Annotated in this window: 12 protein-coding genes and 1 pseudogene; 9 read left to right on the top strand and 4 right to left on the bottom strand. The window is 71.6% G+C overall.

Annotation, left to right across the window (positions count from 1 at the left end; genetic code table 11):
* On the bottom strand, positions 1-1,416 hold the full coding sequence (locus tag JMF97_RS08860; RefSeq protein ID WP_203221105.1) for a cytochrome ubiquinol oxidase subunit I: 1,416 nt from the start codon (positions 1,414-1,416) through the stop codon (positions 1-3).
* A 235-nt stretch (positions 1,417-1,651) separates the two neighbouring features.
* Between JMF97_RS08860 and JMF97_RS08865 the strand changes: the two genes are divergently transcribed.
* Positions 1,652-2,431 (top strand): lysophospholipid acyltransferase family protein, encoded by a 780-nt coding sequence (locus tag JMF97_RS08865; RefSeq protein ID WP_203221106.1) that lies wholly within the window; start codon positions 1,652-1,654, stop codon positions 2,429-2,431.
* A 162-nt stretch (positions 2,432-2,593) separates the two neighbouring features.
* Here the strand turns inward: JMF97_RS08865 and JMF97_RS32315 are convergent.
* Together JMF97_RS32315 and JMF97_RS08875 are read right to left on the bottom strand one after the other, a co-directional pair.
* A pseudogene (locus JMF97_RS32315) lies at positions 2,594-2,947 on the bottom strand (YflT domain-containing protein); the annotation flags it as partial.
* Positions 2,859-3,896 carry a TerC family protein gene (locus JMF97_RS08875; protein ID WP_238359036.1) on the bottom strand — a complete coding sequence of 346 codons (1,038 nt, stop codon included), beginning with the start codon at positions 3,894-3,896 and terminating at the stop codon, positions 2,859-2,861. The gene JMF97_RS08875 and the pseudogene JMF97_RS32315, both read right to left, overlap by 89 nt.
* Positions 3,897-4,139: 243 nt before the next feature.
* Here JMF97_RS08875 and JMF97_RS31765 point away from each other — a divergent pair, with 243 nt between their 5' ends.
* Complete coding sequence (locus JMF97_RS31765; RefSeq protein ID WP_273543826.1) at positions 4,140-4,268, top strand: helix-turn-helix domain-containing protein; 129 nt, start codon at positions 4,140-4,142, stop codon at positions 4,266-4,268.
* A gap of 83 nt (positions 4,269-4,351) precedes the next feature.
* Here the strand turns inward: JMF97_RS31765 and JMF97_RS08880 are convergent, their stop codons facing one another.
* The gene (locus JMF97_RS08880; protein WP_203221107.1) at positions 4,352-5,323 is read right to left on the bottom strand and encodes an aldo/keto reductase; all 972 of its coding nucleotides are present in this window, start codon (positions 5,321-5,323) and stop codon (positions 4,352-4,354) included.
* Between the two features lie 98 nt (positions 5,324-5,421).
* On the opposite strand from JMF97_RS08880, the gene JMF97_RS08885 reads away from it, so the two are divergent.
* The 7 genes from JMF97_RS08885 to JMF97_RS08915 all read left to right on the top strand — a co-directional run bounded on the left by JMF97_RS08885 (position 5,422) and on the right by JMF97_RS08915 (position 16,187).
* Entirely contained in the window at positions 5,422-6,189 is a 768-nt protein-coding gene (locus tag JMF97_RS08885; RefSeq protein ID WP_203221108.1) for a glycerophosphodiester phosphodiesterase family protein, read from the top strand.
* A 23-nt stretch (positions 6,190-6,212) separates the two neighbouring features.
* Positions 6,213-7,610: an MFS transporter gene (locus JMF97_RS08890; protein ID WP_203221109.1), complete on the top strand. Its 1,398-nt coding sequence runs from the start codon at positions 6,213-6,215 to the stop codon at positions 7,608-7,610.
* Positions 7,611-7,671: 61 nt separating this feature from the next.
* Positions 7,672-8,403: a thymidine kinase gene (locus tag JMF97_RS08895; protein WP_043720896.1), complete on the top strand. Its 732-nt coding sequence runs from the start codon at positions 7,672-7,674 to the stop codon at positions 8,401-8,403.
* A gap of 150 nt (positions 8,404-8,553) precedes the next feature.
* Positions 8,554-11,763, top strand: coding sequence for an FtsX-like permease family protein (locus JMF97_RS08900; RefSeq protein ID WP_203221110.1), 3,210 nt, complete (start codon positions 8,554-8,556; stop codon positions 11,761-11,763).
* Positions 11,764-11,818: 55 nt separating this feature from the next.
* On the top strand, positions 11,819-14,527 hold the full coding sequence (locus JMF97_RS08905) for an ABC transporter permease (protein ID WP_203221111.1): 2,709 nt from the start codon (positions 11,819-11,821) through the stop codon (positions 14,525-14,527).
* Entirely contained in the window at positions 14,524-15,492 is a 969-nt protein-coding gene (locus JMF97_RS08910) for an ABC transporter ATP-binding protein (RefSeq protein ID WP_203221112.1), read from the top strand. The genes JMF97_RS08905 and JMF97_RS08910 overlap by 4 nt, the downstream gene beginning before the upstream one ends.
* Positions 15,489-16,187 (top strand): ABC transporter ATP-binding protein, encoded by a 699-nt coding sequence (locus JMF97_RS08915; RefSeq protein WP_013733860.1) that lies wholly within the window; start codon positions 15,489-15,491, stop codon positions 16,185-16,187. Before JMF97_RS08910 ends, JMF97_RS08915 begins: the two co-directional genes overlap by 4 nt.
* The last annotated feature ends 1 nt before the right edge of the window (position 16,188 follow it).

Below are 16,188 nucleotides of genomic sequence, written 5' to 3' on the forward strand. Positions count from 1 at the left end.
TCAGTAGGCGAAGGCGAGCGGGCGCTCGCTGTCGTCGGTGTCGTCGGGTTCGGGGTCGGGGGTGACGTCGGGCACCCCCGCCTTGGCGTAGCGCAGCAGCAGCTTGACCTCGACGACGGCGAGGGCGGCGTAGATGAGGGTGAAGGCGGTGAAGCTGGTGAGGACCTCGGTGAGGGAGACGCTGCGCGACACGCCGTCGCGGGTGAGCATCTCGCCGAAGACGATCCAGGGCTGACGGCCCATCTCGGTGAAGATCCAGCCGAAGGAGTTGGCCAGCAGGGGCAGGATCGGCATGGCCAGGCCGGCGCGCAGCAGCCACTTGCTGTTGGGGGTGGTGCGGCCCTTGCGGTGGGTCCAGAGGACCAGCAGGGCAATGGCGGCGGCGGCCAGCCCGAAGCCGATCATGAAGCGGAAGCTCCAGTAGGTGACCGGGATGATCGGGGTGTAGCTGCCGGGGCCGTACTGGGCGGTGTAGAGGGCCTGGAGGTCGTTGATGCCCTGCACGGTGCCGTTGGGGTCACCGGTGCCGAGGTACGACAGCAGGTAGGGGATCTTGATGGCGAACAGTTCGCGGCTGCCGTCGAGGCTGCCGACGGTCAGTACGGAGAACGACGCCGGGCTCTCGGTCTGGTAGAGCCCTTCGGCGGCGGCCATCTTCATCGGCTGCACCTGAGTCATGATCTTGCCCTGGATGTCGCCGGTGATGGACACGACGACGGCCGAGACGAGGGTGACCCAGGAGCCGAACTTCGCGGCGAAGCGGTAGGCCGGGGTGTCGGCGCTGTCGCGGTTGCGGATCAGGTGCCACAGGGCGACGGCGACCAGCAGGCTTCCGGCGACCAGGAATGAACCCGCGATGGTGTGCGGGAAGGTGATCAGGGCGACCTTGTTGGTCAGTACGGCGACGAAGTCGGTCAGTTCGGCGCGGCCGGTCTCGGGGTTGAAGCGGTAGCCGACCGGGTTCTGCATGAACGAGTTGGCCGCGAGGATGAAGTAGGCCGACAGGTTGGTGCCGATCGCGGCGGCCCAGATGCTGGCCAGGTGCAGGCGCTTGGGCAGCCGGTCCCAGCCGAAGATCCACAGGCCGATGAAGGTGGATTCGAGGAAGAAGGCGACCAGGGCCTCGATGGCCAGCGGGGCGCCGAAGATGTCACCGACGAAGCGGGAGTAGTCGCTCCAGTTCATGCCGAACTGGAATTCCTGCACGATGCCGGTGACCACACCCATCGCAAAGTTGATCAGGAACAGCTTGCCGAAGAACTTGGTGAGCTTGAGGTACTTCTCGTTCCCGGTGCGGTGCCAGAGGGTTTGCAGGATGGCGACCAGGACGGAGAGCCCGATGGTCAGTGGAACGAAGAGAAAGTGGTAGACGGTGGTGACACCGAACTGCCAGCGGGCGACGTCCAACGCGTCCACCTGCGACCCCCCAGGCTGCTGCTCATACTACAAGACGTAGTAGATACTACCGCTTGTCGTACAGAGAAGTGCAGAGTCGAGGGGCCCGAACGGGCCCGGGACCAATGACCCTGCTCACCTCTGCCGGAGGGCCCGCGGCGATGACGGCACTGCTCGATCAGCCGGGCGACGACCTGGGCAGGGCTCACGCCCCCAGGCATCGGTACGGGGCTCGGGCATGCGACCATGCCCGCTGATGGACCTCGCGCACTCCCCCTGGCAACCGCCGCTGATCTGGCGCGCCGCGCAGGCGCTCGCCCGTGGCGCGGTCGCGCTGCTGGCCCGGCTGGAGGTCACCGGCGACGTCCCCGCGTCGCTGCGCGACAGGCCGCTGATCCTGGCCGCCAACCACATCAGCCCGTTCGACCCGATCGTCCTCACCGCCGCCTGCCGGCAGCGTCGGATCGCGCCCCGGATCATGGCCACCGGCGGGCTGTTCCAGGTACCGGTGATCGGCGCCGCCATGCGCGCCGCCGGTCACATCCGCGTCGACCGGGGAACCAGCGCGGTGCACCGGGCGTTGGACGACGCCGCCGCGGCGGTCACCGCGGGCGCGGTGATCCTGGTCTACCCGGAAGGGCGCATCGGCCTGGACCCGGGTCTGTGGCCCGAACGCGGCAAGACCGGCACCGCCCGGCTCGCCCTGGCCTGCGGCGCCCCGGTCATCCCGGTCGCCCAGTGGGGCTCCCACGAGGTCCTGCCCTACCAGGCGCCCAAGGGACTGCTCGGTGGCCTGATCCGCGCCATGCTGCGTCGCCCGACGATACGGGTGCACTTCGGTGAACCGGTGCCGTTGGCCGACCTGAGGCCGGGCCGACCCGGCGTGGCCCGGCTGGCCACCGACCGGATCATCGACGCCCTCACCGACACCCTCGCCCCGCTGCGCCCGGACGAACCCGACCGGCCCCGGCATGTCGACCCGGGACGGCCGGTCGACACCAGCCGCTCCCACCGGCGACGCACCGCCGCCGACTGACCGACCCGACCCGGGGTGGCCGGGTCGGATCAGTCGGTCAGGGTCGTCACGGGGTGCCCGTAGTTCTGGCGGAAAATCAACGGATATGGCTGACCTGCGGGAACGCGGGGTCGATGATCGTCGAAGTGATGGTTTCCACTACGTTCACGGCGGATTTGTCCGGCCGGCGAGGGCGGCGCGGGCGGTGGTCATCCGCCCGGTCACGGTCTCGACCAGGCGCAGGTCGGTGCCGACGATGGTGGCGTGCTGCACGGGGAAGCCGTGGTCGGACAGGTAGTCCACGGCCTGCTGCGCGGCCGTGTAGGTCGGGTAGTCACCCACACTGGTCGTCGCGGCGGTGGGTAGCTCGGTCGGTAGGGGCAGGAAGGTCGTTGTCATCGCCGTACTCCATCTCAAGGTGCGGGTAGGGGTGATGCCGGTGGTGGGGTCAGCTGCGCGGTGAACCGGTACCGGATGAAGGCGTCGGGTTGTCGGTGCCGGAGCCGGCGGTGCCCACGTGAAGAACGGTGTCGCCATCGGCGGTGGTGGTGCCGTCGTCGGGCTCCGTCCCCAGGCCGCGGGTGTCGCGCAGGCTCCACACGATCGACACCGCGATGGTGACGACGATGACGCCGAGGGTGACGGGGATGGGGAGTTTCCCGACCGGGGTCTCGGACAGGATGAGCTTGACGCCGGCGAACGCGAGCAGGACGGCGAGGCCGTAGTGCAGGTGCACGAAGCGGCGCAGCAGCCCAGCCAGGCAGAAGTACAGGCTGCGCAGCCCCAGAATCGCGAACGCGTTCGCGGCCCACACGATGAACGTGCTGGTAGTGATGGCCAGGATCGCCGCCACACTGTCGATCGCGAAGATCAGGTCGGTGGCCTCGACCGCGATGAGGACGACGAACAGCAGGGTCGCGACGCGCTTGCCATCGATACGGGTGAAGAACCGGTCTCCGTGGTAGTTCGCGTCGGTCGGGATCACCTTGCGGACCAGGCGCACGACGGGGTTGCGGTCCGGCTCGGTCTGCTCGTCGTGGCGGAACGCCATCTTGTAGCCGGTGTAGATGAGGAACGCGCCGAACACGTACGCGGTCCAGAAGAACGTCTCCAGCAACTCCGCACCGACGAAGATGAAGACCAGCCGGAAGATCAGCGCGCCGATGACGCCCCAGAACAGCACCTTGTGCTGCACCGACGCGGGGACGGCGAAGTGGGTGAAGATCAGGGCGAAGACGAAAACGTTGTCGATCGACAGGGCCTTCTCGATGAGGTAGCCGGCGTAGTAGGTACTCGCGACGTCGCCGCCCTGCCACGCCCAGAGGATCACGCCGAACAGCAGCCCGGCGGCGATCCAGATGCCCGACCACACGGCGGCCTCGCGGAAGCCGATCACGTGGTTGTCGCGGTGCAGGAACAGGTCGACGGCGAGCATCGCGGCGACCGCGAGCATGAGGGCAGCCCAGACCCACCAGGAAACAGACAACGGAGGAGACCTTCCGTCCAGCCGAGCCCGCGGCAACGGGCCGGCGCTGCTGGACGAAGGTCTCCCCGGGCCACCGCAACCGGTGGCTGCACCGCCGAGACCCGGATGAGCCGGGTCCGTACTGACGGCGGTGCGTCGATCGTCGGGTACTCCCCCTCGAACTGCGACCAATGATTCACGAAGCAGGGTTCGCATGTCAAGCGCTCCTGCGCAGGAAGTGCGATGAGGTTTTCGTGTGTTGGTGTGCGTACATTGAAGGGTGACATGAGTTGCGCCCGCGCCCGCGGCCAGATCGCCGCCGAGTCCGGCGTCACCCGCCCCACCATCTACCGGCACCTGGCCAAGCTGCCCGCCTGGACAACCATCCCGTGAACCCGGAACCGCACCACCCACACCCCGCGTTTGCGCTGGTCAGCCAAATCCGTTGATTTTTCCGCCAGGACTAGGGGCACCCGTCACGGCAGGGCTTCGCCGCGGGCGGTGAGCCACAGCTCGTACCACTGCTCGTGGGTGAGGGCGGGTTCACGGCGTACCGCGTCGGCGCAGGCGCGGATGCGCTCGGGTCGGGAGGTGCCGATCACCGGCACGATCCGGGCGGGGTGCCGCTGCAGCCACCACAGCAGGATGGTCTCCGGCGTGGTGTCGTGCTGCTCGGCCAGGGCCGCCACGTGCGCGGTGGTGGCGTGCTCGGCCGGGGTCTGGGCGGCACCGGTGAACCGTCCCCGGGCCAGCGGACCCCAGGCCTGCACCCCGACCCGGTCGAGCAGGCCGCGCTCGACGGTGCCGAGGGGGAAACCGAGCGTGGCGGCGGGCGGGGTGTTGACCAGGACGCCGGCCTCCAACCAGTCGCGGTCGGCCAGGCTCATCTGCAGCTGGTTGACGATCAGCGGCAGGTCCAGGTGCGCCTGGAGGTAGGCGATCTGTGCGGCGGCCATGTTCGACACGCCGAAGTACCGCACCAGGCCCTCCCGGTGCAGCGCGGTCAACGTCTCGGCGACGTCCTCCGGGTCGGCCAGCGGGTCCGGCCGGTGCAGCAGCAACACGTCGATCACGTCGGTACGCAGCCGGGTCAGGCTCTGCTCGACGCTGTGCCGGATGTGGGTGCCGCGCAGGTCGTAGTAGCCGGGCCGGTCACCCTCGGGCAGGTGGATGCCGCACTTGGTCTGCAGCAGGATGCGCTCGCGCAGACCGGGCGTACGGGCCAGCACCTCACCGAAGACGGCCTCGGACTTGCCGTGGCGGTAGATGTCGGCGTGGTCGAAGGCGGTGACGCCCACCTCCAGGGCGGCGACGATGGCGGCCTCGGCGGCGTCGATCTCCGCGGGGCCGTAGGGTTGCCGGTCCCATCCCCCGCCCAACCCCATGCACCCGTAGATCAGCCGGTGGGTGCGGATGTCGGTCACGGTGCGGGACTGCTTCTCGATCATGGAGTGTGGATAGCACAACCGGTCCGCCGGTGCCCGGTGCGGGTGGTGGTCACGTCCCGGCCACCGGCAGGCCACCGGGGCCGGGCATACTGCGCTGCGTGCCACCCGGTTCCCGCTATCTCGACGGCTCGACCCCACTGGCGTTCGCGCACCGTGGCGGTGCCGCCGACGGCGACGAGAACACCACGGCGGCGTTCGCCCGCGCCATCGACCTCGGCTACCGGTACGTGGAGACCGACATGCACGCCACCGTCGACGGCGTGGCAGTGGTGTTCCACGACGACACCCTGCAACGGGTCACCGGCGCACCCGGCCGGGTGGCCGACCTGCGCTGGGCCGACCTGGCGGCGGTACGCGTCGGTGGGGCCGCGGCGGTGCCCCGCCTCGACGAGGTGCTCGACGCCTGGCCGCAGGTGCGGTTCAACATCGACGTCAAGTCCGACCGGGCGGTGGTGCCGACGGTGGCCACGGTGACCCGGGCCGGCGCCGGCGACCGGGTGCTGCTCGCCTCGTTCAGCGACACCCGGTTGAGCAAACTGCGGGCGTTGACCGGCGAGCAGGTGGCGACCAGCCTCGGGGTACGGGGGGTGGCGCGGCTGCGCTGGGCCTCGCTGACCGGGCGGCGACTGCGCCTGCCGCCGTCGGTGGTGGCCGCACAGGTGCCGGTGCGCTACGGCCGGCTGCCGCTGGTCGACCGCCGATTCTTGCGTACGGCGCATCGGTTGGGGTTGCAGGTGCATGTCTGGACGATCGACGAACCTGCCGAGATGCACGAGTTACTTGATCTTGGTGTTGATGGCATCATGACCGACCACGTCGGCGTGCTGCGCGACGTCTACCGCAGCCGCGGCCACTGGGCCGCCTGAACAAACAGGGCAAAGGACCCCACATGGCCGAGACGGTGACCCCCGCCGCGCAGGACGACACTCCTCCCCCCGCCAGCACCCGCCGCGAGCGCACCGGCTGGTACTTCTACGACTGGGCCAACTCGGCGTTCCAGACCACCGTCATCACGGTGTTCCTCGGGCCGTTCCTGACCAGCGTGGCCAAGGTCGCCGCCGGGTGCGAGCTGGGGGCCGACGACTGCACCGGCTACGTCTACCCGCTGGGCATCAAGGTCGCCGCCGGCTCCTACTACCCGTACCTGATCTCACTGTCGGTGCTGCTGACCGTCTTCGTGCTGCCGGTGATCGGGGCGATCGCCGACCGGTCGCTGCACAAGAAGCGGCTGCTGGCCGCCACCGCGTTCACCGGCGCCTTCGCCACCATCGGCATGATCTTCGTGACCGGGGACCGGTACCTGCTCGGCGGCCTGCTGTTCATGGTCGCCAACATCGCCTTCGGTGCGGCGATCGTGGTGTACAACTCGTTCCTGCCGCAGCTGGGCGGCCCGGACGAACGCGACGGCATCTCCAGCCGAGGCTGGGCCCTGGGTTACCTCGGCGGTGGTCTGCTGCTGGCGTTGAACCTGGTCGCGGTGCAGTCGTTCGACAACGGCACCGCCGAGCGGACCCTGGACCTGGCCCGCTGGTCGATCGTCTCGGCGGGCCTGTGGTGGGCGGTGTTCACCCTGGTGCCGCTGCGCTGGCTGCGGGAACACCCCACCGCTGCGGCGCTGGCCGCCGGTGGCCGGGGCAACGTGCTCACCGACGGGTTCCGGCAGCTCGGCCGTACCCTGCGGGAGGTCAAGGCGTACCCGCTGACGTTGTTCTTCCTGCTCGCGTTCCTGGTCTACAACGACGGCATCCAGACCGTCATCACCCTGGCCAGCCAGTACGGCACCGAGGAGCTGCGGCTGGACCAGAGCACCCTGATCGTGACGATCCTGCTGGTGCAGTTCCTGGCCTTCGGTGGCGCGTTGGGCCTGGGTGCGCTGGCCGGGCGGATCGGCGCCTGGAAGACGGTGCTGCTGAGCCTGGTGCTGTGGACCGCGGTGATCGTCGGGGCGTTCCGGTTGCCGGCCGAGGCGCCGCTGCCGTTCATGCTGCTCGGCGCGGCCATCGGTCTGGTGCTCGGCGGCAGCCAGGCGTTGAGCCGGTCGCTGTTCAGTCAGCTGATCCCGGCCGGGAAGGAAGGCGAGTACTACGGCTTCTACGAGATCAGCGACAAGGGCACCAGCTGGCTCGGCCCGCTGGCGTTCGGCCTGGTGTTCCAGCTGACCAACTCCTACCGGGTCGGTCTGGTCTCCCTGCTGATCTTCTTCGTGGTCGGGTTCGTGTTGCTGCTGGCGGTGCCGATGCGTCGGGCGATCGTCGCGGCCGGCAACACCCCGCCACGGGTGCTCTGAGGCACATCGCGCGCCCCGCCGTGATCGGCCCGTCGCCGCCGATCCGCTAGGCTGCCCGTCCGTGACGAGCCCCGCAGACGCCGTACCGACCTGTTTGTCCCGACCCGCGCTGGACGGGTCGAGTGACACCCCGGCCGGGTGTGTCGCCGCCCGTGGCGTCGACGGGCGGCCCGCGCACGCCGCCGCGCTGCGGTTCTACTGGGGGCCGATGGACTGCGGCAAGTCGACGATGGCCCTGCAGATGAACTACAACCACGCCCGGCAGGGCCGGCGCGGGCTGGTCACCACCCGCATCGACCGTTCGCTGGGTCCGCAGGTAACCACCCGCATCGGGCTGGCCCACGAGGCGATCGAGATCACCGACGAGGTGGACCTGCGGGCCCTGGTCCGCGACGCCTGGGCCGACGGGGTACGGGTGGACTACCTGATCTGCGACGAGGCCAGCTTCTACTCGGTGCAGCACGTGGAGCAGATGGCCGAGCTGGTCGACAGCTACGACGTCGACGTGTACGCCTTCGGCCTGGCCACCGACTTCCGGTCCTGCCTGTTCCCCGCCGCCCAGCGACTGTTCGAACTGGCCGACACGGTGGCCCGCATCCAGGTCGAGGTGCTCTGCTGGTGCGGACGTGAAGGGCTGCTCAACGCCCGGGTCGCCGGCGGGCGGGTGGTCCGCGAAGGCGAGCAGGTCGTCATCGGTGACACCGTCGACACCGCCGACGTGCGTTACCAGGTGCTCTGCCGGCGTCACCACCGCAGCGGCGACCTGGGTCCCCGCGTCACCGTCGACGCCTGACGGCCGTCCCCCGCCACCGGTCTGCACGGCGGGCGGATAACAAAATGATCACTGCTGCGAACCTTTCACCGGGTCCCGCCCCTTCTGGTGCATGACGACACGTGAGCAGGGGCCGTCGGCGCCCCGCGAACCGGTGGGGGTACAGGTCGAATGAGGTTCGCGTTGCGGCGTGCCCGAGGCACGAAAGGGCTGCTGCTGGCCGCCGCCGGGGCGGCGCTGGTGGCTACCGTCGCCCTCACCGGACTGGCCGCGTACAACCGGGACGTGGTCGACTCGGGCACCCGTAACGTGCTCGCCGCGGCCACCCCGCAGGAACGCTCGGTGCTGATCCGGTCGTCGGCCGGGCGTACCGCCGACGCCCTGCAAGAACGCGACACCGCCTTACGCGAGCAGGTACGCGTCGACGTGGACGGGTTGGCCGCCCGGGTCACCTCCGCCGGGTACGCGGCCGGCCGGCAGTTGCGCGGCGACGCCGGTGACGCCACCGCCGACCGTACCGGCAGCATCTACGCCTCGGTGATGTTCCTCGACGGCCTGCCGGAGCACGCCCGGCTCACCGCGGGTGCCTGGCCGCAGGCCGGCTCCGCGCGACCGGAGACCGCCTTGGCGGCCGCGGCCGCGGCGACGCTGCGGGTGGGGGTCGGTGACCGGATCCCGATCACCGACGGACTCACCGAACGGGTCACCGAGGTGACCGTGGTGGGGGTGTTCACGCCGGTCGAGCCCGACGCCGCGTACTGGCGGCTCGCGCCGGAGACGGCGACCGGTTCGCTGCCGCAGGCGGCCACCTACGGCCCGATGATCGTGCACCGCGACGACTTCGTCACCCATTTCCTGGCCAACGCCTCCGCCGGCTGGCTCGTCGAACCCGACCTGTCCACGATCAGGACCACCAGCGAGCTGGACCGGTTGGCGCAGGTGGCCACCCGGATCGTCACCACCACCACGGCGCAGGCCGGCCTCGGTGACTCCGCGGTGGCCATCAGCGACCTCGCCAGCCTGGTGCCCCGGCTACAACAGGCCACCCTCGTCGGCCGCTCCGCGTTGGTCACTCCGATGCTGCTGGTGGTGGTCCTCGGCGGGTACGCGCTGCTGCTCGTCGCGGTCCTGCTCACCGAGCACCGCCGAGGCGAGACGGCCCTGCTGCGCGCCCGGGGCGCCAGCCGATGGCAACTGGCCGGGCTGACCGCCCGCGAGGCCACCCTGGTCGTCCTGCCCGCCGCCGTCCTGGCCCCGCTGCTCGTCACCGAACTGCTCGGCCTGGCCGGGCACCTCCCCGGACTCGCCGCGGTGTCGCTGCGCCCGGACGTGTCACTGGACGCGATGATCTGGCTGGTCGCGGGGGCCGCGGCCGCCGGTTGCGCGCTGGCGATGATCGGGCCGAGCCTGCGCCGGGGCGGCAGTTACGTCGCCGACCTGGCCAGCCGTTCCCGGCCGAGCCGCCGCGGCATGGTGCAACGGGCCGGACTCGACGTGCTGCTGGTCGGGCTGGCCCTGCTGGCGTGGTACCAGCTGAGCCGGTACTCCTCACCACTGTCGCGCACCCGGGGCGGCGAGTTGGGCATCGACCCGCTGCTGGCCGCCGCACCCACGCTCGGGGTGCTGGCCGGGGCGGTGCTCGCCCTGCGGCTGCTGCCCCCACTGGTCCGGCTCGCGGAACGCTGGGTGGACCGCAGGCCGTGGACCGCCACCATGCTCGGCACCTGGCAGGCCGGTCGACGACCGCACGCCGGTCCGGTGCTGCTGCTCGCCCTCGCCGTCGCGGTCGGCACCCTCGCCTGGTCGCTGGCCAGTACGTCCCGACAGTCCCTCGACGACCAGGCCGCCCATCAGGTCGGCGCCGACCTGCGGCTGACCGAGACCGGCGGATCGGCACCCGACGACCGGGCCGACCGGCTGGCCGAACTGCCGGGCACGACGGCGGTCCTGGCCGGCTGGCGCGACCGCCTGCGGGTCGGGCCGGACCTGCAACCGCTCACCGTGCTGGCCTGGGACGCCGAGTCCGCCGGTGAGGTGGTGCGGATCCGTCCCGACCTGGCCGGCGGCTCGGCCGACAAGCTGTTCGACGGACTCGCCGACGGGCGTCTGACGGCACCGGCGACTCCCCTGCCGGCGGGCACCCGACAACTGACCGGACAACTCCGGACCAGGATCGACCACCCGTTCGGCGCCGTCGCTCCGGTACGCCACCATGCGGTGCTCTCCGGACCGGGCAACGGATACCGGCGGGTGCTGCTCGGCGTCACCGGCAACGGCGACCGGCTGCCCTTCTCCGTCGACCTGCCGGCCGCAGACACGCCCTGGCGGCTGGTCGGCTTCACCGTCGAGACCGCCGGCAGCGACCGGATCACCATCGACTGGCAGCTGTCCGACCTGCGGGCCAGCCGGGACGCCTCCCGTGGGGAACCGGTCGACCTGGCGGCCGACGGCCCGTGGCGGATGGTCAACCCGTCCGGTCCGGTGGCCGCACCGAGGGCCACCGGGAACACCCTGAAGGTCAGCTACGTGGGAGGCCAGGGAGCGGATATCTACGCCCGAGGCAAGACGTTGCGGCTGGGCATATCCCGACCCGCGGCCGGCGGTCTGGTGCCGGCGGTGGCCACGCCGCAGGCCCTCGCCGCACTGCGGCGCGACATCGGCACGCAGACCCAGTTGTTCCTCGGCGGCGCCGATGTCAACCTGACCATGGTCGACACCCTGGTCGCGGCGCCCGGCGACACCGACGACGCCGCGCTGCTGGTCGACCTGCCGTCGCTGGCCACCCGGCTCTTTCACGACTACGGCATCGTCCGCCCGCCGGAGGAGTGGTGGCTGGCCACCCGGCCCGGGCAGGCGGAACAGGCGTCGAACGCGGCCGCCGCGCTCGACGGTCTGACCGTGCTGGACCGGGAACGGGTCGCCGACGAGTTGGCCCGTGACCCGTTCGGGGTGGGTGCCCGGGGTGCGCTGTTCGCCGCCGCCCTCGCCGCGGTGCTGCTGGCCGCCGTCGGGGTGGCGGTGGACGTCAGCGCCACCGCCCGTCGACGGGCCACCGAGTTGGCCGTGCTGCACACCCTCGGCGCCGGACACCGCCTGGTGGCCCGGTCGCTGCTGGCCGAGCAGTCGTTCCTGGCCGGGGTGGGTGTGCTGGTCGGCTTGGCGGTGGGGGTCGGGGTCGCCGCGACGATGGCACCCCTGGTCATCCTCACCCCGTCCGCCGAGCGACCCCATCCACCACCGTTGTTGAACGTCGACTGGCCACCGGTGGTCGCCACCGGCGCGGGCCTGCTGCTGTTGGCGCTGACCTTCAGCGCCGCGGTCTCGGCGACCATGCGCCGCCGCCTGACCGCCACCCAACTGCGCATCGGGGAGGACCGATGAGCGCGTCGAGTGAGCTTGCGAGCCCCGCAGTCGCGAACGAAAGGCCGGAGCTGTGGTGAGGCGGATCGGGGCGTACGGCGCCCAGGTGGGGCTGTTGGCGGTGCTGGGGTTGGTGGCGGCGGTGCTGCTGACCGCGATGCCCCGGCTGGCCAACGGGTACGCCGACCGTAGTCTGCACGCCGATGTGGCCCGGCTGCCGCACCTGGTCCGTGACGTGTCACTCGCCGTCGAGCAGCGCCCCGACCAGCAGCGGCCCGACGAGGCGAAGCCGGCTGCGGCGGGTGAGGCCAACCTGGAGCGGTTCGCCGCGGCGTTGCCGCAGCCGCTGCCCGCGCTCGTGGATCGCCGGTGGTACGCCGCCGTGTTGGACGAGCAGAACCTGTCCGCCACCGGTGACGATCCGCCGATGGACGGCGGGGCGGCCAAGAAGATCGGCCTGCGTGCGCAGATCGGTCTGCAGGATGCAGCGGTGCTCACCGCCGGTCGCTGGCCGCGCACCGAGGCAGGCGGGTCGGCTGAGGTGGCGGTGTCCACGGCGGTGGCCGAGGTCCTGTCGCTGCGTCCCGGCAGCCGGCTGCGCTTCACCGGTGCCAGTGCGGCGAATCAGGCGTCGGCGCAGGTCGTCGGCGTGTTCAACCCGCGTGATGCCGGCGATCCGATCTGGGACGACCTGACGTTGGGCCTGAACCCGATCGTGCCTGTCGTCGATGGCGAGCCCTATCTCGCCATGGCGGTCACCGACTGGGCCGGGATCGACACCGTGGTCGCCGGCAGCGGTGTGCCGGTCAGCTACCAGTGGCGGTACCGCCTCGACGAGCGGCGACTGGACACCGCCACACTGGAGACGGTGGTCACCGCCCTCGGCGACACCCGGCGCACCGAATGGCTGCCCCGCTCGACGGTGCACACGTCGCTGGACGTCGCGCTGGTCCGGTTCGGCGACCAGTTGCACGCGGTGCAGGCGCTGCTGGCCATCGCGCAGACCGGCCTGGTCGCCAGCCTGCTCGGGCTGATCCTGCTGGCCGCCCGCCTGACGGTGCAACGCCGCCGCGACGAGTTGGCGTTGCTGCGGGCCCGAGGCGCCTCGCTGGCCGCGATCGGGCGACGAACCCTCGTCGAGGCGGTGCCGGTGCAACCGGTCGCCGTGCTGCTCGGGTGGCTGATCGCCACCCGGGTGCCGGGCCGATCGGAGGGAACGCCGTGGGGGGTGCTGCTGCTGGCGGTGCTCACCACCGCCGTGGTGCCGGTGCTGGCCATGCTGTCGCAGCGGCGGGCCGCGCTGACCGCCGGGCGGGTCGACCTGGTCCGGCAGCGCCCGTCCGTACGCCGATTGGTGCTGGAGGCCGGTGTGTTGGTGCTCGCCGGCCTGGGTGTGGTGCTGCTGCGTCGCCGTGGCCTCGACCCGGCCGGCGGTGTCGACGCGTACCTGAGCTCGGTGCCGGTGCTGGTCGCGGTCGCCGCCGCGCTGGTGGCGATCCGGCTGCTGCCGTGGCCGCTGCGACTGATCGGCCGGCTGACCGGCCGGGCGCGGGGCGCGTTGTTGTTCCTCGGTGTCGCGCGGGCTGGCCGGGGCGCGCCGGTGGCGTTGGGACCGTTGGCGGTGTTGATCGTCGCGGTCAGCACCGGGGTGTTCGGTGGGGTTGTCACGACCACCGTGGCCGCCGCCCGGGATCGGGCCGCGACGCTGACGGTGCCGGCCGACGCCTGGCTGACCGGGTGGGCCTTCGCCCCGGACGCGGCGGACGAGCTGAACCGGGTGCCCGGGGTGCAGGCGGTGGCCCGCGTGTCGGTGGAGTCCAGCCGGCGGTTGTTGTCGGAGGCCGGGCCGCAGGCGAGGGCGCTCGGGCAGGCGCGGGTGCTGGTGGTGGACGCCCCGGCGTTCGCCGAGGTGGTGGCCCGCAGCGGAGTCGACGTGCAGGTGCCCGCCGCGTTGCGGTCCGCGGCCCGCGGCGACGGGCCGGTGCCCGCGGTGGTGTCGCCGACGCTGGCGGCGGAACTCGGCGACACCGCGGTGGCCGACGTGCAGAGCCGCTTGTACGAGTTCCGCGTCGCCGCGGTCGCCGACAGCTTCCCCGGTGTGGGGTTGGGGGTCGACCGGTTCGTGGTGCTGCCGTGGCAGGCGCTGCCGGAGTACGAGTTCACCCCGATCATCCCGAACCGGTATCTGATCGCCGGCGACGGTATCGACGAGGCGAAGTTGCTGGAGGTGGCCGACGCCACGCAGCGTCGCCGGCAGTCCGCGGTGCTCGGCAGGGAGGTGACCCGGACCCAGCTGCCGGCGACGCTGGAGACCCGGCAGGCGTACCGGGACGGGCTGGAGCGTACCGGGGCCAACGAGGTGTTGACGTTGGCTTTCACCGCGGGTGCGGCCGGCGGCGCGGCACTTGCCGTGCTCGCTGTCGGGTTCGCGGTGGTCGCCGACGCGGCCGGCCGGGGCCGGATGCTGTCGCGGCTGCGCACGATGGGCCTGTCCGCCGCGCACGGCCGCCGGCTGCTGGTGTACGAGCTGGTGCCGCTGGTGGTGGTCGCGGCCATGACCGGCGCGGCGGTGGGGATCGCCCTGCCTCGGCTGCTCGGCTCGACCCTCGGGTTGGCCCAGTTCGCGCCCGGTGTGCCAATGCGCGATCACCTGGACCCGTTGGTCGTGGGCGGGGTGCTGGCGCTGGTGTTGCTCGGGCTGCTGGCCGGCCTGTTGGTGGAGAACCTGGTGAACCGACGGATGCGTCTCGGTGAGGCGCTGCGTCTCGGAGAGGGGAACGCATGACCGTGGTCAAGGACGCGCCGGACCTCGCGACGCTGCAACGGCGCGCGGCGGAACGGGCCGCCGCCCGGGCCGGTGGCGCGGACCGGTTGCGTGGGCACATCGTCTGCGACGGGCTGGTGCGCATCTTCACCACCGAGGGGGTGGAGGTCGTCGCCCTGCAGGGCCTGGACCTGGTGGTCGACCGGGGTGAGCTGGTGGCCATCGTGGGGGCCTCCGGTTCGGGCAAGTCGACGGTGCTCAACATCCTGTCCGGGTTGGACACCCCGACGGCGGGGATCGCCCGGGTGGCCGGCTACGACCTGTTGACGATGTCGGCGCGGAAGCGGTTGCGGTACCGGCGGCACACGGTCGGCTTCGTGTGGCAGCAGACCGGCCGTAACCTGCTGCCCTATCTGACCGCCCGGGAGAACGTCGAGTTGCCGATGCGGCTGGCCCGCCGGGGTGGCCGGGCCGGCCGGCGGCGGGCGATGGAGCTGCTGGAGATGGTCGGGGTCGGCTACTGCGCGGATCGCCGGCCGGGGCAGATGAGCGGCGGCGAGCAGCAGCGGTGCGCGGTCGCGGTGGCGGTGGCCAACGACCCGGAGGTGCTCTTCGCCGACGAGCCCACCGGTGAGCTGGACGAGGCCACCGCCGCGGAGGTGTTCGGCGCGTTGCGGGCCATCAACGCCGAGCTGGGGGTCACCGTCGTGGTGGTCACCCATGATCCGCAGGTGGCCTCGCAGGTGCGGCGCACCATCGCGATCCGCGACGGCCGGACCGCCTCCGAGGTGCACCGCCGGGCCCGGGTCGGCGCCGACGGCGTCGAGGAACTGGTCACCGAGGAGTACGCGGTGCTGGACCGGGCCGGTCGGATGCAGTTGCCCGCCGGTTTCGTCGACGCGCTGGCGTTGCGGGACCGGGTGAAGCTGACCTTGGAGCCGGATCACGTGCAGGTCCGCTCCGGCGAGGAGAGGAAGACTCTGTGAGCGAGGATCTGGTCCGGGTGCAGGGCCTGTGCCGTGACTACGGCAGCGGCGACCGGGTGGTGCACGCGCTGCGGGACGTGTCGCTGCGCGCCGGACGCGGTGAACTGGTGGCGGTACGGGGCCGCTCGGGTGCGGGCAAGACCACCCTGTTGAACCTGATCGGTGGTCTGGACCGGCCCACCGCGGGCCGGGTGTGGGTGGCCGGGCACGAGGTGACCGCGGCCGGTGAACGGGACCTGCTGCGGCTGCGGCGCGACGACATCGGGTTCGTGTTCCAGTCGTTCGGGTTGATCCCGATCCTGTCGGCGGCGGAGAACGTCGGGGTGCCGATGCGGTTGGCGAAGGTGCCGGCGGCGCAGCGCGAGGAACGGGTGTCGGTGCTGCTGGAGCTGGTCGGGTTGGGTGGCCACGCGGCGCAGCGGCCGTACGAGATGTCCGGTGGGCAACAGCAGCGGGTGGCGATCGCCCGGGCGCTGGCCAACGACCCGGCGTTGCTGATCGCCGACGAGCCGACCGGTCAGCTGGATTCGGAGACCGGGCGGGCGGTGATGGACCTGCTGCGGGCGTTGGTGCACGCCCGTGGGATGACCGCGCTGGTGGCCACCCACGATCCGACGTTGATGGAGCTGGCCGACCGGGTGCTGGTGCTGCGCGACGGCCGGCTGGTCGAGTCGTCCGAGCCGGTCGGGGTGTGAC

This window comes from Micromonospora fiedleri, assembly GCF_016774385.1.
Classification (GTDB): domain Bacteria; phylum Actinomycetota; class Actinomycetes; order Mycobacteriales; family Micromonosporaceae; genus Micromonospora; species Micromonospora gifhornensis.